Genomic DNA, 25,417 nt, shown 5'->3' on the forward strand with positions numbered 1-25,417 from the left:
AAATGAATAAAAAAATAATAGGCGTAAGATTTAAGCCCATAGGAAAGATATTTTACTTCGACCCTATGGAGCAAGAATTTACTACTGATGACAAGGTCGTAGTTGAGACTGTTAGAGGTCTTGAGCTAGGTGATGTTGTCATCGCAAACAAGGAGATAGACCTTGATGAATTTGGCATACCTCTTAAGCCAATCATCAGAAAGGCGACTGAGAGGGACATTGCTCAAAAGCTTGACAATGACAAGAGAAAGGATGAAGCGAGAGAGATATTTGTTCAAAAGAATGAAGAATATGGTCTTGGAATGAACTTACTTGACGTTGACTTCACTCTTGATTTAAACAAAGTCATCTTTTTCTTTACAGCTGAGGACCGTGTTGACTTTAGAGAGCTAGTTAAGGATCTTGCAAGAATATTTAGAATGCGTATCGAGCTTAGACAAGTTGGCGTCAGAGACGAAGCAAAGTGCATACCGTCAGTTGGTAAGTGTGGCAGAAAGACTTGTTGCTCGTCATTCTTGGGTGACTTCTCCCCTATAAGCATAAGTCTTGCGAAGAACCAAGACTTAACGCTTAACGGAAGCAAGCTATCTGGCCTTTGCGGTAGACTTATGTGCTGCTTAAACTATGAGGCGGATCAATATAACGAGCTCGTTGGCAAGATGCCTAAGATAGGCGCGATAGTTATTACTGATAAGGGTAAGGGCGTTGTTATTGACAGATACATTCTTAAGCAATCCTTAAAGGTCGAGCTTAAGGAAGGCGACAACGTAGGTAAGCTAGTGCTTACATTTGCTGATGAGGTTAAAGACACGGGCAAAATCGATAAAAACTACATTCAAGAATCATATACAGATGATGATAATGAAGATATTAAGAATATAGAAGGTGACTAGATGTTTATACAAGATAAAAAATTACTTATTGAATACGCTAAAAAGATGATTATAGATGAGCTAAGCGTTGGCACAGCTGGCAATCTAAGTATATACGACCCAGATGAAAAGGCGATGGTTATCACGCCATCGGGCATTCCATACGATCACATGAACTTTGATGACCTTGTTGTTATGGACCTAGATCTAAATATACTTGAGGGAAAGAACAAGCCATCGACAGAATCATTTTTACACGCACTTGTTTATAAGAACAGACCTGAGATAAGAAGCATTGTTCATACACACTCGATATATGCAACTAGCTACAGCACACTACGCAAGCCGCTTGGAGCGTTTCACTACATCATGGCGGACCTTGGTGGTGAAGACATAAAGTGCGCTGAGTACGCTACATTCGGCACACAAGAGCTAGCTGAGGCGGCTCTTAAAGCACTTGCCGATAGAAAGGGCTGTTTACTTGCTAATCACGGCGTCTTAGCACTAGGCAAGGAACTTAGAGAAGCTTACTCCAATGCTAGAACCATAGAATACATCGCGAAGATGTATCACATAGTGCGCTTCGAAGACGATGTTCACGTATTAAGCAAAAAAGATATAGATGCAGTTATTGAAAGGATGAAGTCCTATGGACAATAAAGATAGGATGGACAAGGACCTTGGCTTTATGCTAAAGTACGAGAATGTTGCTTGGTTTGAAGACGGCAAGGTTAAGATACTTGATAGAAGAGTCTACCCGATTGAAACGCGCTACGAAATTTGCTCGAACTATAAAGAAGTGAGAGACGCGATTAAGAACATGGTTACTCAAAGCGCTGGTCCATATACAGCCGCTTTTATGGGCATGGCACTCGCCGCATACGAAGCAAAAGACTTTACTGAAGGTAAATTCATTAAGCATATGAACGAAGCAAAGCTAGCCCTTGCCAATGCTAGAGAAACAACATCTTTTAGAATGATGCAAGTAACTCAAAGAGCCTATGATATTGCCAAGGATGCGATAGAGAAGGACCTAGTTCCATACGAAGAGATATTCAAAGGAGCAGTCGAATCACTAGAGAGAAGGTACTCAGCCATAAACGAGGTGGCAAAGAACTTAGCAAAGCTAATGCCTGATGAAGGCGCCATCATGACGCAATGCTTTGGCGAGACCATAGTCGGCTATATGATGCTTAGAGCGAAGGAGCTTGGCAAAAAGATCAAAGTTTATTGCCCAGAGACAAGACCATTCTTACAAGGGGCGAGACTAACAGCCTCAGTACTAAGGAGTCAAGGCGAGGACGTGACAGTCATCACTGACAATATGGGCGCGTGGACGATGAAGGAGAAAAACATTAGTTTATTCACTTCAGCAGCTGACAGTATCACTAAGGAAGGCTACGTTGTTAACAAGGTAGGCACTTTGCAGCTCGCAATTTGTGCGAAATACATGGGTATACCGTACTTTGTAACAGGCATACCTGACCTAGGTAAATCGATTGACGATATAAGTATAGAAAAGAGAGACCCTCATGAAGCGACATCCTTTATGGGCAAGAGCCATGTAATGAAGGGTGTTAAGGGATTTTATCCAGCCTTCGACGTGACACCGCCAGAACTAGTTTCGGCAGTCGTTACTGATAGAGGCGTCTTTGCACCATATGATTTAGCTTCATATGGCAATATGGGAGAAGTGGATTATTATTAAAATGTTTAAGGAAATGAATATTTACAAACAAATACTCATCACTATAGCTGTGGTTTTAATCTTATTTCTTGCAGCGACTTTTGCTTTTCCTGATAAGGTAGTCGGCTTTTTGACTAAGCTTCATCTTAAGAGCGAGAAGACCCTTAGTCTTGATAAAGTTTATTCAAGGAATTTGACTTCAGATATGAGAGTTTGCTTTAGAGATGGCCACATCTATTATCATAAAGATGGTACTCTCGTTATGACTGGGATGAGCGACGAAGAACTTATGAGAAGGGACTTTGAAGCGAAGACTGCGAACGTGCTCTTTAAGGACAAGTACATCTACTCGACTGATGCGCCAAATGGTATTGTTAATATTTTGAGCTACGATGACCTAAAGGACGTGAAGGATTTTAACTATGACGAAGCAATCTCATTTATAGATGAAAAGGGTGGCAGATACACTGCTTGGCTAAGCGACAACTTCAATGAAACGCTACGTGCTTATGACGACGACTTTACTGAGCGCTTTAGATACAAGGCACTAAACCCGATACTCACATACAATGTCGACAAGGACTTTAAGACTATGCAGATAGCATCCTTCGACCCGTATTCAAGTGAGATCAAGGCCTCTTTGTACAAGGAGATCAATAGAAAGGGCGAGAACAAACTTTATTACAAGTTTAACGACGAAGTCATTGCCTTTATCGCGGATCTTAAGGACATGAAGCTCGTTGCGACAAACAAGGCGCTATACTATATGCAAGAGGATGCTATTGTATTCAAAAAAGAGTACACAACTCTTAAGGACATAGCTGTCGATGGATCAAAAGTCTATTTGCTAGCAGACGATAAGCTTATGACGCTTAATAATAAAGCTGAAGTTCTTGACGAACACACATTTAATCAAAATGTCAAGAGCATGCTTAAGTATAATAACGACTACATCGTTTACTCAGAAAGAGAAATCTATATACCATATAAGGCTAAGTACTATATGAAGGATATGCAAGAGGATATAAGAAATATTTATGTGAGCGGAGGCTTTATCGCTGTAGTCTCTGATGAGAACATAACAATTTATTCAATAAAGATAGGCTAAAGTATAAGAATTATTTATAATAGTATAAAATATCTTGACAGAAATCTATTTTAAGTATAAATTATAAGTAGGAGGCGGTATTTATGAAGGAAATAGATGCAAGAAAATTGGCATGTCCAAAGCCAGTTATATTAACAAAGAAAGAATTGGACGCAATGGAAACAGGTGTAGTATGCACACTTGTAGATAACAAGGTTGCTACTGAAAACTTATCAAGACTAGCTGAGTCAATGGGACTTAAGGCTACAGTTGAAGAAGTGGGCGAAGACTACAAAGTAACTATCAATAAAAATCACGCAGTTGAAGTAAAAGCTGATGACGAAACATTTGTTATAGGTGTAGGCACTAACGTTATGGGTCACGGCGACGAAAAGCTTGGCGCAATACTTATCAAGAGCTTCATGTACACTGTTTCACAAACAGCTCCACTACCAAAGACTATAGTTTTCTTCAATGGCGGAGTTAAATTAACTTGTGAAGGCAGCGAAGTACTTGAAGACATTAAGAACATGGCTGACAATGGCGTTAAGATCATTTCATGCGGCACTTGTCTAGACTTCTACGGCTTAAAAGAAAAGCTTCAAGTTGGCGAAATCTCTAATATGTACACTATCTATGAAACATTAGAAAAGGCAGATAGAAACATAGTTTTATCATAATGAAGAGATACGTTTTAAGCTTCAACTCAACTCACCACGCAATACTTGCTGAAGGTGTGTTTAAGAGTGAAGCAATCGAGTACAAGATGATACCAACACCAAGACACGTTAGCTTGTCTTGCGGCTTATCAATAGTCTTTAACAAGGACGATCTTGATAGAGTTAATAAACTTATCGAGGACAAGAAAATCGAAGGCGAGGTCTTTGATTACTAATGCTTCTATATAAGTTAAATGACCTTGTTAAGATGAAGAAGGCCCACCCATGTGGCAGTGATGAATTTAAAATCATCGCAATGGATGGAGCCGTCACTCTTAAGTGTAGTAAATGTGATAGAGTAATCGAGTTTACTAAAGAGGACTTTGAAAAGTACGTGAGAAAAATCTATAGAGACGGAAAATTTATTAGCATAAGATGATGGAGATGCGATTATGATTTCGCATCTCTATTTTTTTGCGCGCAAATCAAAAATGGCGGCACTTTAAGTGCCGCCATCAGCGTATATAAATTATGGCTCTATGTCAAATATTGGGGAGACTTATTGATTTAAGTCTCTCTTTTTATGTTAAAACTAACATTTGCACGTTTTTAATTTATATACTTAAAATAACACAAATTTATGTAATTTTTGCATGACTAATAAACCTATATAGGCTTATTAGGTTTTTATGATGTTTTATATATATATTTTAGTCTAAAAGCATTATTCTTTTTCTGAACCTCTCGAAGTTTCTCATACCAAAGCTGTTTCTTTTTAGTGTCTTTATCTTTGTATGTTTTCCTTCTAGTGCTCCATTTGAATGTTTGTAGTCAAATGAGTTTGTAATTTCATCAGACCAGTTTGTAAAGGCTGTTATACATGATTTAAACTCTTTAAGTTTTGATTTTTTACATATGTCTATCCATGCGTTTACCTTGTATTGTGCTTGTTCTTTGTTTTTCTGCACTAGAACTTCTTGATAGAAGGATTCTTTTAAGCCATATGCTAGTCTTAGCTCTTCGCTTATCTCTAGCATTAGAGCTGCTTCTCGCTTTTGATCATCATTAAGTTTTGGCATTGGTTTTGTAAGTATGCTTTTACTTCTTTTTAGGTATATTCTCATTTCTGCTGATGTATCTTTTTGTATTCTCTTTCTTACGTTTTCTAAGCTCCAAGAGACTTGTCTTACGAAGTGATATTTGTCTGCTATGTGTACTGCGTTTTTAAAGTATGCGTTTTTAACGTTTTTAAATGTTTTTGACATATCGCTAACAAATATCTTTACATTTTCTCTTTCTTCTTTTGGTATGTTTTTAAAGTATTCAAACAAAATATTTTCTTGCCTACTTTTAACTATGTCTATGATTTCATGTGTTATGCCATCTAGAAGTGAGCATTGATACTTGTATGAACCGCTGTCGCCTTTAAACTCGTCTATTAAAAGTACTTTTGGAAGACTTTTTCTCTCTACTGATAGGTAAGATAGGACTCTTGTAACTGTTGATGTGCTTACTGAGTATCTTCTTGATATTGACTTTATTGAGTAAAGTTCTCTAAACTCTCTAGCTATGGATGCTACTAGTCTTTTTGTCATGGTCATTTTCTTTGCTACTAGTTCTGTTTTGCTATCAATTCTTTTCCCGCAGCACTTACAGTTGTACCTAGTTTTTCTTAGGTTTATTATGCATTTTTTACCATGCATCTGTGTATCTTTTATCTTTTGAGTTCTGTGATCATGAACCCAGATATGTTTAGAACCACAGTATGGGCAGCTTTTTAACTTTTTTGTCTGTGCTTCTATAACTACTACATTTTCACCTTCTTTAAAATTGTTAACAACTACATCTTTACAAGCTAGCAAATTTATGGTATTATATTCTTGCACTTGTACACACCTCCTATGTTGTAGTGGTATTTTAAGTATAGGATAAAATGTGTGCAAGTGCAACTTTTTTTTGTAATTTTATCAAAAAAATATCTATTGAGGTTTTACTCCCCAATAGATATTATACAGCCTAAATTATTTTTCTTCGTGCTTATACGGTTCCAAAAATGCGTGGAAGTGTCTCATAGGTAGGTTCTTGCCCCAAAGTATTCTCATATTTGGAATGCTTTCTCTATCTTCATAAAGTGCTTTGACAGCTGCTATAACATAATCAAGGTGCTCTTGAGTAAGTCTGCTTCTATCTATAGCGAAGCGCACAACGTTTGCTAGCTCAGCTTGTTGTTCTGGCGTCTTAAGGTCATACTCCATAGAGAAGTCGCCAAGCTCAGCAACTCTTATGCCGTAGCGCCTAATAAGTTCAAGTGAAAAACCTTGGCCAGCGAAAGTATCGTGACCGCGCTTGCCGTCGAAGAACTCATCCATGTTGATGTAAACTGCATGTCCACCAGCAGGTAGGACAACGCCCTTAACGCCTGCCTTGTAGAAGCCTTGTGCAAGATACTCAACTTGCTTAACACGGCTGTCCATGTAATTAAAGTCGCAGCTCTCATATAGACCAACAGCTAGAGCCATGATGTCGTGGCCGCTCATGCCGCCGTAGGAGTCGTTGCCGTAGCAAGAGATTTGCTTAACTTTAAGTCTTACGCCGACATCCATCTTCATAGAGCCGTCTTCATTAAAGTCAGAGAACTTTTGCCAGAACAGACCCTTGTCTCTAAACGCTAGCATACCACCCATATTAGCGTGACCATCCTTTTTAGCTGACATACAGAAGCCGTCGCAGTATGAGAACATCTCAGTTGCTATCTCGGCGATGGACTTGTCTTCGTAGCCTTCTTCATTCATTTTGATAAAGTATGAGTTTTCTGCCCAACGAGCCACGTCGAAAATAAGTGGTATATCGTATTTGTGAGCGATTTTATTTACTTCTCTGATGTTCGCCATGGAAACGGGTTGACCACAGACAGTGTTATTTGTTATGCACATAAATATCAGTGGAACGTTTTGGACGCCAACGCCATTTATAAGCTCTTCTAATTTTTCAAGATCCATATTGCCTTTGAACGGATTCTTGTCATATTTGCCGCCTTCAGGTATTTCATATAAAAGTTCTTTATTGTATAAGTTTCTTGGGATAGAGCCCATTTGCTTGATATTGCCTTCAGTAGTATCGAAGTGACCGTTCGATGGTATAGTGAAGACCTTGCCTGGATGACGCTCAGTCAATATATTTCTAACTATCTCCATAAGAACCGATTCAGCAGCACGTCCTTGTTGAATGATAAAGGAGTTAGGTCTTTCCATTTGCGCTGCGCCGCCATTAAATAGCCCGCCTTCGTACTCGCATAGATAAACTTCGTCCATCATCTTTTTAACGTCTCTGCAATCAGTTCTAACAAGATCTAGAGTTTTCTTCCAGTTCTTTTCGCCGCCGCGTTCAAAGATGTCTCTAAAAGTATCAAGAAGAACGTAGTAGCCAGTGTTTCTGCCATAGGCCTCGTCACCTAAGAACATCGATGACCACTGAGTGTTAGTCATGGCAGTAGTACCCGAGTCAGATAACATGTCAATAGTTAAGAGCCCCGATGGAAATGCAAACTCATTGTAGTGAGTTGCCTTAAGTGCCTTTTCACGCTCTTCTACTGTCACCTTTGGAAGGTCTTTCACCACATATGTAAAGTGTGTTGGCGTAGGAACATTTAATGGATATTTTTCACTCATAATATACCTCCTTTGAATTTTATGTGAGCCTAGTCCACTAATTCTAGTATAAGCTTTTAGCATGTGAAAGTCAAGAGAAGAAATATTTTATAAAAAACCATTCTCTCCTTTTTAAAATCATTGAAGTAAAGACTTTTTTGTGTTATAATCATCTTGGAGATTATTTTTTAGGAGTGATACTATGACTAATGAAGAAAAGGAGCTTCTTGATATCATCAAAGAAGATACCATGCCTGCCCTTGGATGCACCGAGCCTATCGCCGTGTGTTACCTTGGAGCGTTTTTGAAAAAGTACATAAAAGATGACATTGCTAAGGCTAATGAGATTGATGTAGTTGTTAGCAAGAACATCTATAAGAATGGTAAGAGCGTTACTATACCAAATACTGGCACTTGCGGTCTTGACCTTGCAGCTATCTTGGGTCTAAGTGGAGGCAATAAGGACGACGGCCTTCTTGTTCTAACTAAATTTACTGACGAGATGATAGCTAGAGCGAAGGAGCTTAGAGAGACTTTAAATATCAAGCTAAGCTACGATGAAGATACGCCTGACATATACGTTAAGATGAGTGTAAAATTTGATGACATGACAGTAGAGGGCCTTTTACAAAAGGGACATACTAATGTTGAATACATAAAAGTGGATGAGGAAGTTCTTTACGAGAATAAGCTAGATGAAGCAAAGGACGATGTGAAGGAATTTATGTCAAAGCTTACTTTAAAAAAGATTAAAGAGCTTGTCTTATCTACGCCAATGGAGGAGCTTGGCTTTATTGAAGATGGCGTTGAGATGAATATGCGCGCTGCAAATGAAGGACTTAAGCTTAAAAACTCGAAGCTTTTAGGACAAAGCCTAGAAGAGATACAAAATAAAAAGATATTGTGTAACGATGCCTATACAAGAACTAGAATATTAACTGCAGCAGCTGCTGATATGAGGATGTCGGGCGGTAACTGCATGGTTATGACAAGCGGAGGCAGCGGCAACCAAGGCATCAACGTTATCATACCTATATACTTGATATATGAAGAATTCGACCTAGATAAAGAAGACATGATTAGAGCAATATACTTCGGTCACGCCATCAATCGTTTTGTCAAGACTTTCTCAGGAAAGTTATCTGGCATGTGCGGCTGTGCTATAGCAGCTGGTCTTGGCGCTGCAGCAGGCATCACCATGATGATGGGTGGAACAGACGAACAAATAGAAGGTGCTTGCTCAAACATGTTCGCAAACCTTACTGGACTTATCTGCGACGGGGCAAAAAATACTTGCTCCTTAAAGCTATCGACATGTGCAGGCGAAGCAGTACTTAGCGCATTTTTAGCACTTAACGGCTGCACTCCTAAGGAAAATGTCGGAGTTGTTTCGGGCACTATTGAAGACACTATCAAAAACGTTGGACTTCTTTGCAGAAGCGCGTTTAACAGAGTTGACGACGTGATGCTTGAGATTATAAAATAAATTTTAACAGGAAAAAATTATGGAAAGAAAATTTAAAAAAGCCATCAGCTTAGAAACTTTTATCTTTTTGGCAGTACTATTTGCCTTTTTCTACTATCTTTCATCTAAGATGGGAGCCATTAACTTAATCAATACCTTTATGAATACAGCTTATGCCTTGCTTATGGAAGTCTGCTTCTATATCATGGCCATAGCCGTTGTGGCAGGAGGACTATCAGCCATACTAAGTGAGTTTGGTGTTATATCCTTAATAAATAAGCTCTTGTCAAAGCTAATGAAGCCGATATACGATTTGCCGGGAGCGGCATCTGTTGGCGTTTTGACATGCTACTTATCAGATAACCCATCAATACTTGCTCTAGCCAAGGATAAAAACTTTTTAAGGTATTTCAAAAAGTATCAAGTGCCAGTTTTGACAAACATAGGCACAGCCTTTGGTATGGGCTTTATCACGACTACTACTATGATGGGCCTAAAGATAGACGGCAGTATAAAGGCAGCGCTTATAGGTAATTTAGGAGCAATCATCGGTTCAATCGTAAGTGTTAGAATTATGATGATATTTACTAAGAAGAAATTTGGCACTGAGGCGATGGCTGTCGGCGATGCAGACGCATCTAAGGCAACTATGGACCTAAGACCAGTTAGAGAAGGATCGATTTTCAATAGATTCATAGACGCCTTACTAGATGGAGGTAAGATAGGTGTAGACATGGGCTTATCAATAGTTCCGGGCGTTATACTTATCTGTACTGTGGTACTTATACTAACTAATGGACCAGGACCAGATGGGCTTTACACAGGCGCAGCAAAGGAAGGAGTTAAGCTCTTACCAATGATTGCGGACAAACTAAGCTTTATAATCAAGCCGCTTTTTGGTTTTACTTCAGGTAAGTGCATAGCCGTTCCAATCACAGCACTTGGCTCAGCAGGAGCTGCTATAGGCCTAGTACCTGAACTTATTAATACAGGCGCAGCAAATGCTTCAGACATAGCTGTCTTCACAGCTATCTGCATGTGCTGGTCAGGCTATCTTTCTACACATATTGCGATGATGGATGCCCTTGGCTATAACGACCTAGCAGGCAAATCAATATTCGCACACACTATAGGCGGCTTAGCAGCTGGCTTTTCAGCACACATACTATTTACACTATTAGCATAGATAGGAGAAGAAATGGACGAGAGACAAAGAGTAATTTCATTATTTAAATACATTAGGCAAACTATTGATGACAAGTACAAACCTATATTAAACGTTAAGGACGAGCTTTGGAACAAGTATTTGGACGAGATTAACCTTAATAATAAATTTCTCTACTTTTCTTGCGGAAGCGATTCGACGAGCGACGTGATACTTAGAATCACTAGACCTTATTCGCAAAAAACGCAAGAAGATATTAGAGTGCAAAATTTATTCAAGGAGTTCAGAGAGCTATATTACAAGCTTGAGAACGAATCGCACCTATATGAATTAGTCTTTGCCAATGGCATTTTAATATCTAAATACGATGCCAATATCTATCATCCTATATTAATAAAGAGGGCGGCAATTGATTTTGACTCAAGGAAGGATAGTATAGCAATACGCGATACAAACAGAGACATGACTCTTGACATCAAGCTAATATCAATGATTGACAGTATTAATCACTTGGAGCTAAAGAATATCATGGAGCACATCTCCATGAACTACTACCACCCATTTGACACAGCGTCAATGGCTGAGCTAATGAAGTCTATGGCGAAGAGGCTGCATACGGATTCATCTTATGAAGAAGGAAATTTGAGTGAAACAGATAAGGCCTTTACCATAATCAATAGACCACTATTATTCTTAAGAAATAAAGAGACTGATTTTATACAAAATCTTGACGAGATGATTGAGTCCATAGAAAAGGGTTCGGAAGTGAACAAGAGCTTACTTAATCTATGCGGCGTCAACATCAAGGAAAAGGAAACAGAAGAGAGAGCGGAAACGCTTGAGGACAAGATCAGAAACATCGAGGGCATCTCGCAAAGCGTTTTATTCACTAAGGAAGCGAACAAGGAGCAGCTTGAAGTAGCCGAGAGAATTGCTAACTACGATACTGTCTTGGTGCAAGGGCCGCCGGGCACAGGTAAAACGCATACCATAGCGAACCTTTTGGGCGACATTTTGGCAAGAGGCAAAACTGTTTTAGTTGCTTCACAAACGAAGAAGGCACTATCGGTACTAAAGAGCATGACTCAAGAAGAGATTAGGGCCCTTTGCGTATCGACTATTGACGACAACAACGAGGACATGGAGAAGTCCATTGACTCGATCACTGATTATATAAGCAATCACTCCATAGAAGAGCTTAAAGAAAAGATACAAAAGCTCAATATGGATAGAAACATTCTTATAGAGAGACTTAATGAAACAAGAAAGAAAATCTTTAGCATCAAATCATCTGAGCTAAAGAGTATTAATATAGGTGAAGAAGTCTTCAGCCCAATAGACGCGGCAAGATTTTTGCATGATCACGACGGTCTAAACAAGATACCGGGAGAGGTAAAGCTATATGAGGCGCTACCGATATCAAAGGGAGACATAGACTTTTTGTACTACTCAAACGAGGCACTTACGAGAGAGGACGAAAAGGAATTAAACATAGGCTTACCAGATCCAAACACTATACTTAATCCAGAAGACCTTGAAAAGACTATAGATGCGATGGATGCAGCACTTCTTAGAGCGAAGACACTTAAGGAAGAGATTAGAAGAAATATCACTTTAAAGGAAAGAGTCTACCTTGATCAAAATGCACTTTACCATGGCAAGGCTGATGAAGATTTTAGCGATATCTACGAGAAGATTGATTATATCAATAGTCTTGACGAGCTAGAAGATTGGCAAATAAAAGTCATTGTTAGCGCTAAGGCAGGAAATGCTGATAAGAAGAGCTACATTAGGCTAACAGAGCTAATCACAGAGCTTGATGACTACTACGATAGAAACGTTGAGCACCTAAGAGGCAAGAGACTTATCTACCCAGCTGATATGAATCAAAAAGAGCTAAGACAGTCACTTGAAGAGATGAGATCAAGACTTGTTGATGGCAAAAAAATCAAGGGTATATCCGCTATGTTTAAAAACTCGTGGAAGAAAGTACTTACAAGCGTTAGCATCAACGGTCAAGGTCTAGTAACTGTTGAGGATATGGACGACGCCATAGTCAATATTAATCTCGATATCAAGATATCCGAGCTAAAAGCGCTATTCGACGAGCTTATATATAAGACAAATGATGATTTTGATAGAGAAAAGCTTATCGAAAATAAAGAATTGCTTAGTTATTTACCACTAATCACGAAGTACATGAAGTTCTACGATGAAAACGTTCAGTCCTTATTTAAACTAATGCAAGACAAGGGCATAAACGTGAACAGCATTTTTGTAAACAACAAAGTTCTTTCGCCGCACGATTCATTTATCAAAGAGATGAAGCTGATTAAAAACGACTTAAGAAAGTACATTGAACTTGCTGATGAGTATGATTTAAAATACATTCCTGCAAAGGCGAAGCTTGATGATACACTTGATAAATTAAAAGTAGATGAAGATAATAAATCTGATTTACTCTTACTTATGAATACTGCAATTGAGACTAAGTATTACGACAGCTATAGAGATAGTTTTGAAAATCTTAAAAAGACTTATGAAAAGATTAAGATACTTAAGAAGAGAAATGAGCTTCTTGACCAATTAGCTGCTGTTGCACATACTTGGAAAGAGTTTATATATAACCGCTTTGATATACATGGACTTAAAGACGCGCCTGAAAATATAGAAGAAAATTGGTATTACAAACAGTTTGATGGTATTATCTCAAAGATAAATAGAACGCCTTATGAAAAGTATCAAAAGATGATGACTTGGTACAAGAAGCAGCTTTATGACATAACAAAAGAGCTTGCGTCGAACATGGCATGGCACTCATTTATGCTTAAGATTAAGGATGATATAGAGAAAAAGCAAGCACTACAAGGCTGGCAGCTAACTATGAAGAAGATTGGTAAAGGCACTGGAAAGCAAGCGATTGGCCTAAAGAAAGAGGCTAAAGAACTTATGAAGAAGTGCCAAAGAGCCGTTCCTGCTTGGATCATGACTATTGACAAGGCGCTTGAAAGTCTTGACTATAATCAAAAATTTGATTATCTAATCATAGACGAAGCATCTCAAGCGGACATTTCGGCTATACCTATACTTCAATTAGCAAAAAAGGCTATCATAGTCGGCGATGATGAACAAGTAAGTCCACAAGCGGTCGGCATAGACCAAGACAAGCAAAGAAATCTTATAGATATGTATATTAAAGACAAGGTGGCAAACAGCCATTTATATGATTTAAATTCATCTTTGTATGACATACTTAAGACAAGCTTCCCAGTCTTAACGCTTAAGGAGCACTTTAGAAGCGTTCCAATGATAGCTGCTTACTCAAATTTCATTTCTTACGATGGCATAATAAAGCCACTAAGAGAGTCATCATCGACAAAGGTTCAGCCTGCGCTTAAATTAGTTAAGCTGGGTGGCATAAGAGATGAAGATAGAGTTAACGAGGCAGAGGCGAATTACATTGCAGATGAAATCCTAAGGATAAAGGATGAGCCTGAATATGAGGGCAAGACTATCGGCGTAATATCGCTTGCGAGCGAGGATCAAGCCAAGTTTATAGATAAGCTTCTTATAGAAAAGCTAAGCCTACAAGATTATGACAGACTAAACATCTTATGCGGCAGACCAGCGGCCTTCCAAGGCGATGAAAGAGACATCATCTTCTTAACAACTGTCGATTCGAACGACAAGGACGAAGCGATGAAGGTCTTAAACGAAGGTGCCTACGATGTGAACAAGAAAAAATACAACGTAGCCGTATCAAGAGCCAAGGACCAAGTAGTTTTAGTCACTTCGCTTGACTACAAGAAGGACCTAAAGCTAGGCGATATTAGAAGAACTTTAATCGAGTTCTTTATAAATCCTGAGGACAAGATGGTCTTTGACAAGAGAAATAGATATGAGCTATCGTCATTTGAAGAAGACATTAAGAAAGAGCTTGAAGCAAGGGGAGTCGAAGTAAAAACGAATGTCGAAGCAGGTCTATATAACATAGCCTTACTCGCAATTAAAGACGATAAGAAATTTATAGTAGAAGCAGAAGGATCAGAATTTGATATAGATGACGAAACAATCATCGACCAAATGGAAAAGAGAGATATTTTGGAAAGAGTTGGCTGGAACTTTGTCAGCATCAGAAGCACAAAGTATTACTACGATCCATCAAAGGCGATAGATGATTTACTTAACGATATGAAGTAGAAGGTGATTTTTTGGATACACTTAGAGAAGCAGGCATACTTTTACCTATAAGTATATTAAAGAGCAAATATAAGCACGGCACATTCAAAGACGCCATGAAGGCGGTTGATTTTTTAAACAAAGCAGGTCAAAAGATTTGGCATATCGAGCCAATCATGTATATGGACGGAGATTTAAGAAGCGAAAAAAACATTTCTCAGTTCGCCCTTGACCCAATATACGCGGATTTGGATGAGTTCATCAACATGGGTCTACTTAGCACGGCAGAGATATTTAAGCTAGATGAAGAGGCAGAGAAAAAATTCGAAGCGCGCGACAAAGAGCTAATCAAGGCTGAAAAGATAAAAGCGCTGCGCCTTGTATATAAAAGAGCTTACCAAGACTTCACGAAAGAGGCCATTTACCAGGACTTCATCAATGAAAATCAATATTGGCTAAAAGATTACGCTTTATTCATGACTATATATAATAAGAAGAAAGTTTTTGAAGAATTTTCCGATGAAGAGATAGATATCGCCATTTACAAGGATAATATTGATGAAGAAATCGAAGAAGAAGCGAAATTCCAAGAGTTCGTTCAGTTCTTATTATATAGACAGTATCTTAAGTTAAAAAATTATGCCAATGGCTTAGGCGTAAAAATTTTGTGCGACGTTCCTTTTTATGCTAATGAAATATCTTCAGAGGCGTGGGCTATGAAGGACTACTTCGAAGTCGACAAAAAGCTAAGACCGCTTAACTACGCTATAAAAGCGTATGAACAAGATAAGGACTTAAATCAAATTGATAAACGACTGGTTTATAGTTTTGATTTCATCGCCTTCGACGGCTATGAGTATATAAAGGAAAAGTATTCTTATTATGCAAAGCTTTTTGATTATATTAGATTAATCGATATTGAAGACTACGAGACAACAATCAAAGTCGATGCGAAGACCATGGATCTAGATACTATAAGCGCGGATAAAAATCCGATAGAAGAAATTTTTTCTGTATTGAAAGATATCGATGTAGTAAATAAAGTATTTACTGATTATATTAGATGCAATTCGAAAATCATTAGAAAGATAATGAAAGACGATAGGATAATCGAGTCAAGGACTATACAAGACGCCTTTGATGTAAATGCTGATGAGAAGAACTTGCCGCTTAATGTTGACAAAACTTGCTTATACTACAGCTCGGACTTTGATATGAAAGAGCTAAGTAAGTACTTAAACTCATCGAGCGATATGAAGCTAAGGATAGAGGACTACACGATGAAGAAGGACTTCAATAACTACGACATCATCGAAAGGATGTACAGCTCCAACGCTTCTAAAGTAATTATTGCTCTTTGGGATTTAAGGGACGAGCTAACAAAGAAGACTAAGGAAGTCGATATTAATGAAATAAGCCTTAAGCTTGAAACGATTTTGAAGCAATACATGATACAATTCTCACGATAGACGAAATAAAATATAAGCACATAGACGACCACATGGCTCCGATATATGAATTTATAAGTTCAATATTGGAGCTTTATTATTGATTATTGTTCAAAAAACTTGACTTTTTTGATAAGAAAGTTTATAATAGTCATTGTAGATACTAATTTTATTTTAAGGAGGAAATTAAAATGAAAAGCAAAAAGTTTTTAGCTTTACTACTAGTTTTAGTAATGGCTATAAGCGTACTAGCAAGTTGTAAACCAGCTGACGAGCCAACAGATGCTGATAAGCCAGCTGAAAATACAACAGATGAAGGAAAAGACGAAGGTAAAGATGATACTGATTTAGCTACAGCAAACGGATCAGTTGACCAAATGCCAACTGATGGTGAACCTGATGCGGATCAATACATGAACACTTTTGACTCTGCACAACCAAACACATTAGACCCTGCAAAGGGAGACGATATGTATGGTAACACTATTTTACTTAATATCCTTGAACCTCTTGTAAGAATCAAAGACGTTGAAGGACAAATGGGTTCTATTGAATATTTTCCAGCAGGAGCTGAAAGCTGGGACGTATCTGAAGATGGACTTACTTACACATTCCATGTAAGAGAAGGAAATATGTGGAACGATGGCACTCCAGTAACTGCAAAAGATTATGAATATGGTATTCTTAGAGGTGTTGACCCAAGAACTGCTTGCCCATTCGCTAACATATTATACTACATCAAGGGAGCTCAAGAAGTTAACACTACTAAATTAGCTGATGGTGAAGAACCTGACTTCTCAAAAGTTGCTGTTAAAGCTACAGATGATAAGACTCTAGAAATAACTCTAGCAGAACCTACACCTTATTTCATCGACTTAGTTGTTACAAGAGTTTTCTTCCCACAAAAGAAAGATTGGGTAGAAAAATATGGTGACACTTATTCAACTAGTCCAGAAACTGCTCCACAATGTGGACCATTCATTCTAAATGACTGGGTTATCAACTCAGAACAAAACTATGTAAAGAATGAAAATTACTGGGATAAAGATAACGTAAAATTAAGCAAATATAAAGTATCTATAATCAAAGACTCAAACACTATCTACAACGCACTTAAAGCTGGTCAAATCGACTACGCAGGTGTAGGCGATCCTAAGTGGAAAGGCCAATTCTTAGACAATCCTGATTACTATAACACTGTAAGAGCAAACCCTGATACAACATACTTCATGTTTAACTGCAACGAAGGTGCAAACACTGTAAACGCTAAGATTAGAAAAGCTATATCTATATCTTTAGATAGACAAGGTCTAATCGACGCTTGCTACAATGGTGTTCCAACAGCTGCATTTGACTTTGTTCCACCAGCTGTAACATGCCAAGGTCTTGAATTTAACAAACTTGGAGAAGGTTGGATATCTAAGTTAATGGAAGACAATCCAGATCCAAAGGCTTTATTTGCAGAAGGAGCTAAAGAAGCAGGTTTAGGAGATCCATCAGGCATTACTATCAAGCTTATGGGTTCAGATACATCTCAAGAAGGAAGAACTTCTGGAGAATTTGTACAACAATGCTTAGAAGAAGCTTTAGGATGTAAAGTTGAAGTAGATAACCAAGACTGGTCACAATTCATCAACATCGTTCAAACTGGCGAAGGTTGGGATATAGCGTGGTTAGCTTGGGGTGCAGATTTTAACGACCCATCTAACTTCCTAGAAACAATGCATTCAAAGACAGCTGCATATCCAACAGGATATAAGAATGAAGAATTTGATAAGTTATTAGACGAAGCTAAGACTGAACAAGATCCAAAAAAACGTTGTCAACTACTTCATGACGCAGAAAAGATTGCTCTTTATGATGATGCTGCTATTACTCCAGTAATTCACAGAATTGCTCAAGTATTCAGAAGATCATATGTTAGAAATGCAAACTATAGTTACTTCTCAACTATGGGTATGTCAAGAATATTCACAAGTGGAAGAAAATAGTTAGAAATAACAATTTATAAACAAGAAAAGGGGGTTTTTCCCCTTTTCTTAGCTTATAAACAGAAATTAGGAGGATAATATGATAAAGTATATCGTAAAAAGAGTTATTTATTTATTCATTACTCTTTTTATAATCACTACTGCAACATTTTATCTAATGCATACTATCCCTGGAGACCCTTTGACAGCAAGAGTTCAAAAGAATCTACCAGAACAAATCAGAATTAACTTTGAAAGAAAGTATGGCTTGGATAAACCGTTGTACGAACAATATGGATTGTTTTTAAAAAACATGTCTCAAGGAGACTTCGGCGAATCAATTACATATCCAGGTGTAAAAATTGCGGATAGAATTTTCTCAACAGCGCCTATCTCTGGTGCTTTAGGAGGAACAGCTTTAGTTGTAGGTTTTACATTAGGTATGGTACTAGGTATCATAGCTGCATTAAATAGAGGTAAGTGGCCTGACTACTTAGTTATGTTCCTTGCAATTATCGGTATAGTACTACCATCATTCGTATTAGCAACATTACTTCAATATGTATTTGCTAATAAATTAGGATGGTTACCAGTTATGGGTTGGGGTACAGTTAAGAATGCAGTTCTTCCTGTTATAGCTCTAAGCTTTGGAACTATAGCAACTTACGCAAGATATATGAGATCTTCAGTACTTGAAGTTATTAATTCAGACTATATCTTAACTGCAAGAGCAAAGGGCGTAAGTGAATTTAACATAATTAGAAAACATGTGTTTAAAAACGCATTTATTCCATCACTAACTATTCTTGGACCACAAATCGGTGGTATATTCGCTGGTTCATTTGTTATTGAAAAGATATTCTCTATACCAGGTTTAGGTTTCTTCCTAGTAACATCTATTCAAGATAGAGACTATCCGATGATAATTTCATCTACAATATTCTTTGCATTCTTATTTATAGTTGCTACATTGGTTGTAGACGTTCTATATGTAATAATTGACCCAAGAATTAAGTTATCAGAAGATTAATCAGGAGGTAAACATGGAAGAAAAAGATTTAAAACTTACTCCTGAGATGTTCAAAAGGATACCAAAAGACAATGAAGAGGCAGAACTTATTGCTAGACCGTCAATATCTTTTTGGCAAGACGCATGGAGAAGATTAAAAGAAAATAAAGTAGCTATGCTAGCACTTGTTTTGCTTGGCTTACTTGTATTTTTAATTATATTTGGACCATATTTTAATAGCTACAGTCCTACAAAAATTCAAGCAAAGACAAAAGACATTACACCTAATGCACAATTTTGGTTCGGTACTGATAATGCCGGACGTGATATATTTACAAGAGTTTTCTACGCTGGTAGAACATCTCTAATCATTGGTCTTGCAGGCGCGCTTATATCAACAGTTGTAGGCCTTTTATACGGTGCTATCTCAGGCTATGTTGGTGGAGCAGTTGATATCGTAATGATGAGAATTCTAGAAATTCTAGCTTCACTACCATATCTACTAGTGGTAATCGTACTACAAATAAGACTAGAAACAAGAAACATATGGACACTGTTACTAGCACTAACCATAACAGGATGGACAGGCACAGCTCGTATAGTGCGTGCTGAAGTGCTAAGAATAAAAGCACAAGAATACGTTCTTGCAGCAAAAACACTTGGTGTAAGCTCTTGGAAGATAATTACTAAGCACTTAATACCAAACGCAATGCCTATACTTATAGTAGGTATTACATTTGACGTTCCAGGATTTATATTCTCAGAAGCCTTCCTATCATACTTAGGTATAGGTCTTCAATCACCTGCAACATCTTGGGGTATTATGTGTTCTGAAGCGACAAGTACTTTCATGTACTTGCCACATCAAATGTTCTTCCCATCACTAATGATAGCTATAACAATGTTATGCTTCACACTATTAGGTGATGGACTTAGAGACGCACTTGATCCAAAACTAAGAAAGTAGGAGGCTAATGATGGAAAACAATAGAGAAAAACTATTAGAGGTTAAAAATCTTAATGTTTCTTTCCATACTTACGCTGGAGAAGTAAAGGCAGTTAGAGGTTTAGACTTCCACCTTTATCCAGGTGAAACATTGGCTTTCGTAGGTGAAAGTGGATGCGGAAAGAGCGTTACAGCAAAATCACTAATGAGACTACTTCCAAAGGACAGTAGTGAAATAAAGAAAGAATCACAAATTACATTTAACGGTAAGGATGTCTTAGCTATGAACTCCAAGGAATTAACAGACCTTAGAGGTAATGATATATCTATGATATTCCAAGACCCAATGACTTCATTGAACCCAACTATGCGTATAGGGGACCAAATCAAAGAAGCATTAAAGATACACAGACAATTAAGCGGCGCTGAAGCTGACAAGGTTGCTGTTGACTTACTAGAACTAGTTCAAATACCAGAAGCAAAGAACAGACTTAAATCATATCCACACGAACTATCAGGTGGTATGAGACAAAGGGTTATGATTGCGATTGCACTTTCATGTAATCCAAAGCTTCTTTTAGCTGACGAGCCAACAACAGCACTTGACGTAACCATTCAAGCACAAATACTTGACTTATTACAAGACCTTAAGAACAGATTAAACACAGCCATCATACTTGTAACTCATGACCTTGGCGTTGTAGCTAACTTTGCTGAGAGAATTCAAGTTATGTATGCAGGTGATATTGTTGAAGAAGGAACTACAGATGAAATCTTCTACAATGCAAGACACCCATACACATGGGCTCTACTTAACTCTATTCCAAAGGTTCACGCAAAAGACGTTGAGCTTAGAGCTTTAGGCGGTACACCACCAGACCTATTATTACCATTACCAGGATGCCCATTTGCAGCTAGATGCTCTAGAGCGATGGAAATCTGTAAAAAGGTACACCCTCCTAAGACTGAACTATCTCCTACACACCACAACTGGTGCTGGCTAGAACATGAATTAGCTGGAGATATTGACTGGGATGCAATGAGAGGAGGAGCATATTAATGGCTAAATTTACTGAAAAACTTATAGAAGTTAAAAACTTAAGTAAACACTTCAATGTTGGCAAGGGTAAAACTCTTAAAGCTGTTGATAATGTTAGCTTTGATATCTACAAGGGCGAAACATTTGGCGTTGTAGGTGAATCTGGTTGCGGCAAGACAACTTGTGGTAGAACAGTTCTTGGTATGTACAGAGCTACTAAGGGTGAAGCTTTATTTAACGGTAAAGACATTCACTCACTTAGAGGTAAGGAAGCTATTGACTTCAAGAAAAATGCTCAATACATCTTCCAAGACCCATATGCATCACTTGACCCAAGAATCACTGTTGGTGACATCATTGCTGAAGGTATGGATGTTCACTTCAACTATAGTCATGAAGAAAGACAAGCTAAGATAAATGAATTACTTGACAAGGTAGGTCTAAACAAGGAACATGCTCTTAGATACCCGCATGAGCTTTCAGGTGGACAAAGACAAAGAGTTGGTATAGCAAGATCACTTGCTGTAGAACCATCATTTATTGTCTGCGACGAACCTATCTCAGCTCTAGACGTATCTATACAAGCGCAAATCGTTAACCTACTAAACAAGCTACAAGACGAACTTGGCTTAACATACATGTTCATCTCACACGACTTGTCCATGGTTAAGCACATTTCTGACAGAATCGCAGTAATGTATCTTGGATCAATCGTTGAACTTGCAGAAAGCTCACAAATTTATGAAGCATCACTTCATCCATATACACAAGCTTTGATGAGTGCTATACCAGTACCAGACCCACATGCAGGATCAGCAAAGAACAGAATCAAGCTTGAAGGAGAAGTGCCTTCACCAATCAACACTCCACCAGGATGTAAATTTGTTAACAGATGTAGATATGCTATGGACATCTGCCACAAAGTTGAACCTGAACTTAAGGAGTTAAAACCTGAACACTTCTGCGCATGCCACTTGTATGACAACGGCTTGATAGACTTAAAAGATGCAAAGGTAACACAAGATTTAGGAAATAAATAATTCAATAAAGAATATGATTAAAGGGGGAAGAGATTTTCTTTCCCCTTTAAAATATTAGGAGTTTAAAATATTAGGAGCCTAAGAAATGAAAAATAAAAAATTAATAAAAATATTATTTTATATCTATATTGCTTTTTTGATTCTCTTTGTCGTTTTAAAATTCGATGGTAGTTTTGAAAGAATCATATCCTTACATAATAGCATAATAGAAAATGAAAAAGATGGTTTAAGAAATATAAATATAATTCCATTTAGAAGCATATCTCCATACCTAAGTAATATTACAGAGCCTTATGCTTTTAAAAACATTCTAGCTAACATTCTAGTCTTTATACCCTTAGGATTTTTTGTTACGAATAAGAACAGTAAAAATGTATTTAAGACTTTAGCAATTTGCTTATCTGTAATACTTTCAATTGAGTGCATACAATTATTATTCAAAATTGGATTTTTCGATGTAGACGATATAATATTAAATTTTATAGGATCATTAATTGGTCTAATTATAAATCTATTGGCGCAAAAAAGGTAGTTAGCAATTTGCTAACTACCTTAATTTATCTTTATACAAATATTATTCAGCTGTATTTAGCTTTTCAAAGCTCCATACATTCATAAAGAATTCATATATTCTATCGAAGATGGTCTTCTTTGTTAAGCTGTTCATGGCGATGGCATCTGTTTTGAAGACTTCTTCACTATCGATGTAGACTTTATATTCGCCAATCACGTCGCCTTCTTTAACGTGGCTATAGTCAAGGTCTGCGTCCATAATAAATTTTGTCTCGGTGTTAATGCCATTATTAAGTGAGCGAACGAAGTCCTCTTTTGGTTCTATCTCAAGCATTTCTTCCTTGTAATCATCAAGGCCATATTTAGCGATTTTACTAGCCTTTTTCGAAAGAAGTATCTTTTTCGAATAATTATCTAAGGCATATTCATATACATAAGCAGAATTTTCTACGCGAAGCTCTTTAGTTTTGGCTCCAAGCATTACAAAGATAAATTCGTTGTCTTCAGTTTTAACGCCGTCACCTATACTATGGAAAGTCGCTACAAAGCAGTTGCCTGCGGCTCTTGTTGTTCCTGTCTTAAGTCCGGTAACGCCATCGCGACCAAAAATCGGATTAGTGTTTTCTTCGTGATAATCCTTCTCAGGGTAATCAATCGCTACTGTTATCGTGTAGTCAATATAGTTTGGATGTTCTTTGATTATCCTCTTCGACAAATCTAAAACGTCCTTCGCGCACATCGAGTTTTGCTTAAGATCAGGTAGGCGAGGTAGGCCGTGGGCATTATAAAATACTGCGCCGTTGTAGCCAAGCTCCTTTGCCTTTTCATTCATCATAGTTACAAAAGCTGCTTCGCTTCCAGCGATGTGTCTTGCGATGGCTGCAGTGACATCATTACACGAGTTTGTCATCATTATTTCAAGCATTCTTTTAAGCGTATATCTTTCACCGGGCTTGATACCCAATCTGTTTCCAGTAGGGTAGCAGTCTTCGCTTTTTATCTCAATTTCATCGCTCTCATGAATATCACCGCTTTTTAATTTATTTAAAGCTATGTAAAAAGTCATTAGCTTTGATACAGAGGCTATGGGTACTACTTCATTAATGTTTGCAGAGCTTGCTATGATGGAGTCAGTTTCAACGTTGTAGAGTATATATGCTCTCGTATCTTTTACTTCTAAATCTTTTGCAAAGCTTAGATTTGTGCTTAGCATTAAAACTATTAGCAAAAATATTATGCTTCGTTTAAACTTATGCATCATGCGCCTCCTTTATTTTCAAAATGCACTCCTTGTCAGAGTAGTGGACCTTTTCGCCCTTAATTAGCTGATAAGTTTCGTGCCCCTTGCCAGCAACGACAATGATGTCGCCTATCTCAGAAATTTCGTAACTCAAGTCAATCGCCTTAGCTCTATCAGGCTCAGTATAGTGAACTCCTTTGATAAAGGAAGCGATTTCATTACAGATTTTCATCGGTTCTTCAAAGTTTGGATTATCGGATGTAACTATGCTTATGTCAGCGAGCGCGTCACTTACTTCAGCAAGCTCCTCACGCCTTTTTTCGCTCCTTCCGCCGACAGAGCCAAACACAGTTATGACTCTATTCTTCTTAAATTTATTCACAGTCTCAAGTATTGACTTTAAAGAGATGTAATTGTGAGCGTAATCAATGATGTAGAGCCTATCATGGACATTGATCTCTTCAAAGCGGCCGCGTATAGATATATTTTTAACCGCGCTAATGATTTCGTCCCAGCCATAGCCAAGCTCCTTCATCACGCTGATGGCAGCTAGATAATTATAAATATCATAGTAAGAAATGCTCTTTACCTCAAAACTTTTGCCATTTATATCAAAGTCACTTTGTATTTTAAATATATCATCAGAAACGATTATATTTTCAGTTTTATAATCACTCGCTTCGTCAATAGAGAAGCTAAGCGCATTGCTTATGGCCTCTTTAAGCTTTTCATCGTCTTTATTATATATAAACTTTTTCGAAACGTTCTTTAGTAGCATCTTGCTCCTAAAATAATCATCAAAGTCTGGGTGCTCGATGCCGCCTATGTGGTCGTGCGAAATATTTGTAAAGACGCCGATGTCAAAATTAATGCCATAGAGCCTTTTCATCTTAAGACCGATGGACGAAGCTTCTAAAACGCAGTGAGTGATCTTCGCCTCACGCATATTATTCAGTATTCTGTATACTTCGTAGCTCTCAGGCGTAGTATTATCAACAGCTTCCTCTTTGCCTGCGTAAAAAACACCATTGGTGCCGATGATGCCAGGCCTTGCGCCCATCTTTTTAAGCGCTTCGTATATGATGTTTGCTGTAGTAGTTTTGCCTTTAGTTCCAGTGATTGCAATCATCTTTATATCTTCATCAGGCTTATTAAAAAAGTTTTTTGATATGATGGCAAGTGCCTTTCTTGTGTCAAGAACCTTTATAAAAGCAGCATCACCATAAGCGTTGGCCATGCTATAGTCCTCTACGATAAAAACGCGAACGCCCTTATCATATGCGTCTCTAATGTATTTGTGGCCATCGCTAAGAGCGCCTCTAAGTGCAACGAAGACAGTGCCTTTGCGTGCATACTTACTATTGTAGACGATGTCATCAATCTCTACGCCCTCTATATCATGATTTTCATTAATAATTTCAAGTCCATTTATAATATCTTTTACTAACATA

The 25,417-nt window shown here is 37.8% G+C and carries 21 protein-coding genes; 17 read left to right on the forward strand and 4 right to left on the reverse strand.

The window, feature by feature from the left end; translation table 11 throughout:
- Nucleotides 1-2 precede the first annotated feature (2 nt).
- The 7 genes from BN3004_RS04220 to BN3004_RS04250 all read left to right on the forward strand — a co-directional run bounded on the left by BN3004_RS04220 (nucleotide 3) and on the right by BN3004_RS04250 (nucleotide 4,744).
- Complete coding sequence (locus BN3004_RS04220; protein ID WP_058259986.1) at nucleotides 3-893, forward strand: PSP1 domain-containing protein; 891 nt, start codon at nucleotides 3-5, stop codon at nucleotides 891-893.
- Nucleotides 894-1,532, forward strand: a complete 639-nt coding sequence (locus BN3004_RS04225; RefSeq protein WP_058259987.1) for a class II aldolase/adducin family protein — start codon at nucleotides 894-896, stop codon at nucleotides 1,530-1,532.
- Nucleotides 1,522-2,580 carry an S-methyl-5-thioribose-1-phosphate isomerase gene (locus BN3004_RS04230; protein WP_058259988.1) on the forward strand — a complete coding sequence of 353 codons (1,059 nt, stop codon included), beginning with the start codon at nucleotides 1,522-1,524 and terminating at the stop codon, nucleotides 2,578-2,580. The genes BN3004_RS04225 and BN3004_RS04230 overlap by 11 nt, the downstream gene beginning before the upstream one ends.
- Nucleotides 2,549-3,667: a hypothetical protein gene (locus BN3004_RS04235; RefSeq protein WP_058259989.1), complete on the forward strand. Its 1,119-nt coding sequence runs from the start codon at nucleotides 2,549-2,551 to the stop codon at nucleotides 3,665-3,667. The genes BN3004_RS04230 and BN3004_RS04235 overlap by 32 nt, the downstream gene beginning before the upstream one ends.
- A gap of 83 nt (nucleotides 3,668-3,750) precedes the next feature.
- Entirely contained in the window at nucleotides 3,751-4,326 is a 576-nt protein-coding gene (yedF, locus tag BN3004_RS04240; RefSeq protein WP_058259990.1) for a sulfurtransferase-like selenium metabolism protein YedF, read from the forward strand.
- Nucleotides 4,326-4,541 carry a putative Se/S carrier protein gene (locus tag BN3004_RS04245; protein WP_058259991.1) on the forward strand — a complete coding sequence of 72 codons (216 nt, stop codon included), beginning with the start codon at nucleotides 4,326-4,328 and terminating at the stop codon, nucleotides 4,539-4,541. Before yedF ends, BN3004_RS04245 begins: the two co-directional genes overlap by 1 nt.
- Entirely contained in the window at nucleotides 4,541-4,744 is a 204-nt protein-coding gene (locus tag BN3004_RS04250) for a DUF951 domain-containing protein (RefSeq protein ID WP_058259992.1), read from the forward strand. Before BN3004_RS04245 ends, BN3004_RS04250 begins: the two co-directional genes overlap by 1 nt.
- A 271-nt stretch (nucleotides 4,745-5,015) precedes the next feature.
- Here the strand turns inward: BN3004_RS04250 and BN3004_RS04255 are convergent, their stop codons facing one another.
- Together BN3004_RS04255 and BN3004_RS04260 are read right to left on the reverse strand one after the other, a co-directional pair.
- Entirely contained in the window at nucleotides 5,016-6,191 is a 1,176-nt protein-coding gene (locus BN3004_RS04255; RefSeq protein WP_058259271.1) for an ISL3 family transposase, read from the reverse strand.
- A gap of 135 nt (nucleotides 6,192-6,326) precedes the next feature.
- The gene (locus tag BN3004_RS04260; protein WP_058259993.1) at nucleotides 6,327-7,973 is read right to left on the reverse strand and encodes a tryptophanase; all 1,647 of its coding nucleotides are present in this window, start codon (nucleotides 7,971-7,973) and stop codon (nucleotides 6,327-6,329) included.
- 181 nt (nucleotides 7,974-8,154) lie between these two features.
- Between BN3004_RS04260 and BN3004_RS04265 the strand changes: the two genes are divergently transcribed.
- The 10 genes from BN3004_RS04265 (at nucleotide 8,155) to BN3004_RS04310 (ending at nucleotide 22,745) form a co-directional block, all read left to right on the forward strand.
- Nucleotides 8,155-9,438: an L-cysteine desulfidase family protein gene (locus BN3004_RS04265; protein ID WP_058259994.1), complete on the forward strand. Its 1,284-nt coding sequence runs from the start codon at nucleotides 8,155-8,157 to the stop codon at nucleotides 9,436-9,438.
- Between the two features lie 19 nt (nucleotides 9,439-9,457).
- On the forward strand, nucleotides 9,458-10,603 hold the full coding sequence (locus BN3004_RS04270; protein WP_058259995.1) for a CD0519/CD1768 family membrane protein: 1,146 nt from the start codon (nucleotides 9,458-9,460) through the stop codon (nucleotides 10,601-10,603).
- Nucleotides 10,604-10,615: 12 nt separating this feature from the next.
- Nucleotides 10,616-14,782, forward strand: coding sequence for an AAA domain-containing protein (locus BN3004_RS04275; protein ID WP_058259996.1), 4,167 nt, complete (start codon nucleotides 10,616-10,618; stop codon nucleotides 14,780-14,782).
- Between the two features lie 11 nt (nucleotides 14,783-14,793).
- Complete coding sequence (locus BN3004_RS04280; protein ID WP_058259997.1) at nucleotides 14,794-16,230, forward strand: 4-alpha-glucanotransferase; 1,437 nt, start codon at nucleotides 14,794-14,796, stop codon at nucleotides 16,228-16,230.
- A gap of 170 nt (nucleotides 16,231-16,400) precedes the next feature.
- Complete coding sequence (locus BN3004_RS04285; RefSeq protein ID WP_058259998.1) at nucleotides 16,401-18,200, forward strand: peptide ABC transporter substrate-binding protein; 1,800 nt, start codon at nucleotides 16,401-16,403, stop codon at nucleotides 18,198-18,200.
- Between the two features lie 79 nt (nucleotides 18,201-18,279).
- Entirely contained in the window at nucleotides 18,280-19,209 is a 930-nt protein-coding gene (locus BN3004_RS04290) for an ABC transporter permease (RefSeq protein ID WP_058259999.1), read from the forward strand.
- 13 nt (nucleotides 19,210-19,222) lie between these two features.
- Complete coding sequence (locus BN3004_RS04295; RefSeq protein WP_058260000.1) at nucleotides 19,223-20,155, forward strand: ABC transporter permease; 933 nt, start codon at nucleotides 19,223-19,225, stop codon at nucleotides 20,153-20,155.
- Nucleotides 20,156-20,165: 10 nt separating this feature from the next.
- Nucleotides 20,166-21,194 (forward strand): ABC transporter ATP-binding protein, encoded by a 1,029-nt coding sequence (locus tag BN3004_RS04300; protein WP_058260001.1) that lies wholly within the window; start codon nucleotides 20,166-20,168, stop codon nucleotides 21,192-21,194.
- On the forward strand, nucleotides 21,194-22,213 hold the full coding sequence (locus tag BN3004_RS04305) for an ABC transporter ATP-binding protein (RefSeq protein ID WP_058260002.1): 1,020 nt from the start codon (nucleotides 21,194-21,196) through the stop codon (nucleotides 22,211-22,213). The genes BN3004_RS04300 and BN3004_RS04305 overlap by 1 nt, the downstream gene beginning before the upstream one ends.
- Before the next feature lie 85 nt (nucleotides 22,214-22,298).
- Nucleotides 22,299-22,745, forward strand: coding sequence for a VanZ family protein (locus tag BN3004_RS04310; protein ID WP_058260003.1), 447 nt, complete (start codon nucleotides 22,299-22,301; stop codon nucleotides 22,743-22,745).
- 42 nt (nucleotides 22,746-22,787) lie between these two features.
- Here the strand turns inward: BN3004_RS04310 and BN3004_RS04315 are convergent, their stop codons facing one another.
- Both BN3004_RS04315 and BN3004_RS04320 read right to left on the reverse strand, forming a co-directional pair.
- The gene (locus BN3004_RS04315) at nucleotides 22,788-23,984 is read right to left on the reverse strand and encodes a D-alanyl-D-alanine carboxypeptidase family protein (RefSeq protein WP_058260004.1); all 1,197 of its coding nucleotides are present in this window, start codon (nucleotides 23,982-23,984) and stop codon (nucleotides 22,788-22,790) included.
- A complete protein-coding gene (locus BN3004_RS04320) occupies nucleotides 23,977-25,416 on the reverse strand; it encodes a UDP-N-acetylmuramoyl-L-alanyl-D-glutamate--2,6-diaminopimelate ligase (RefSeq protein WP_058260005.1) in 1,440 nt (479 codons plus the stop codon). The genes BN3004_RS04315 and BN3004_RS04320 overlap by 8 nt, the downstream gene beginning before the upstream one ends.
- Between the last annotated feature and the right edge of the window lies 1 nt (nucleotide 25,417).

The sequence above is a fragment of the Fenollaria timonensis genome, assembly GCF_001457835.1.
GTDB lineage: Bacteria > Bacillota > Clostridia > Tissierellales > Peptoniphilaceae > Fenollaria > Fenollaria timonensis.

Excerpts from the sequence above, each read along its gene's own strand:
- BN3004_RS04320 (WP_058260005.1), bottom strand. The coding sequence starts at position 25,416 with ATGTTAGTAAAAGATATTATAAATGGACTTGAAATTATTAATGAAAAT.
- BN3004_RS04275 (WP_058259996.1), top strand. The coding sequence starts at position 10,616 with ATGGACGAGAGACAAAGAGTAATTTCATTATTTAAATACATTAGGCAA.
- yedF (WP_058259990.1), top strand. The coding sequence starts at position 3,751 with ATGAAGGAAATAGATGCAAGAAAATTGGCATGTCCAAAGCCAGTTATA.
- BN3004_RS04265 (WP_058259994.1), top strand. The coding sequence starts at position 8,155 with ATGACTAATGAAGAAAAGGAGCTTCTTGATATCATCAAAGAAGATACC.
- BN3004_RS04310 (WP_058260003.1), top strand. The coding sequence starts at position 22,299 with ATGAAAAATAAAAAATTAATAAAAATATTATTTTATATCTATATTGCT.
- BN3004_RS04290 (WP_058259999.1), top strand. The coding sequence starts at position 18,280 with ATGATAAAGTATATCGTAAAAAGAGTTATTTATTTATTCATTACTCTT.
- BN3004_RS04225 (WP_058259987.1), top strand. The coding sequence starts at position 894 with ATGTTTATACAAGATAAAAAATTACTTATTGAATACGCTAAAAAGATG.
- BN3004_RS04270 (WP_058259995.1), top strand. The coding sequence starts at position 9,458 with ATGGAAAGAAAATTTAAAAAAGCCATCAGCTTAGAAACTTTTATCTTT.
- BN3004_RS04260 (WP_058259993.1), bottom strand. The coding sequence starts at position 7,973 with ATGAGTGAAAAATATCCATTAAATGTTCCTACGCCAACACACTTTACA.
- BN3004_RS04300 (WP_058260001.1), top strand. The coding sequence starts at position 20,166 with ATGGAAAACAATAGAGAAAAACTATTAGAGGTTAAAAATCTTAATGTT.
- BN3004_RS04285 (WP_058259998.1), top strand. The coding sequence starts at position 16,401 with ATGAAAAGCAAAAAGTTTTTAGCTTTACTACTAGTTTTAGTAATGGCT.
- BN3004_RS04295 (WP_058260000.1), top strand. The coding sequence starts at position 19,223 with ATGGAAGAAAAAGATTTAAAACTTACTCCTGAGATGTTCAAAAGGATA.
- BN3004_RS04245 (WP_058259991.1), top strand. The coding sequence starts at position 4,326 with ATGAAGAGATACGTTTTAAGCTTCAACTCAACTCACCACGCAATACTT.
- BN3004_RS04305 (WP_058260002.1), top strand. The coding sequence starts at position 21,194 with ATGGCTAAATTTACTGAAAAACTTATAGAAGTTAAAAACTTAAGTAAA.
- BN3004_RS04235 (WP_058259989.1), top strand. The coding sequence starts at position 2,549 with ATGGCAATATGGGAGAAGTGGATTATTATTAAAATGTTTAAGGAAATG.
- BN3004_RS04220 (WP_058259986.1), top strand. The coding sequence starts at position 3 with ATGAATAAAAAAATAATAGGCGTAAGATTTAAGCCCATAGGAAAGATA.
- BN3004_RS04230 (WP_058259988.1), top strand. The coding sequence starts at position 1,522 with ATGGACAATAAAGATAGGATGGACAAGGACCTTGGCTTTATGCTAAAG.
- BN3004_RS04250 (WP_058259992.1), top strand. The coding sequence starts at position 4,541 with ATGCTTCTATATAAGTTAAATGACCTTGTTAAGATGAAGAAGGCCCAC.
- BN3004_RS04315 (WP_058260004.1), bottom strand. The coding sequence starts at position 23,984 with ATGCATAAGTTTAAACGAAGCATAATATTTTTGCTAATAGTTTTAATG.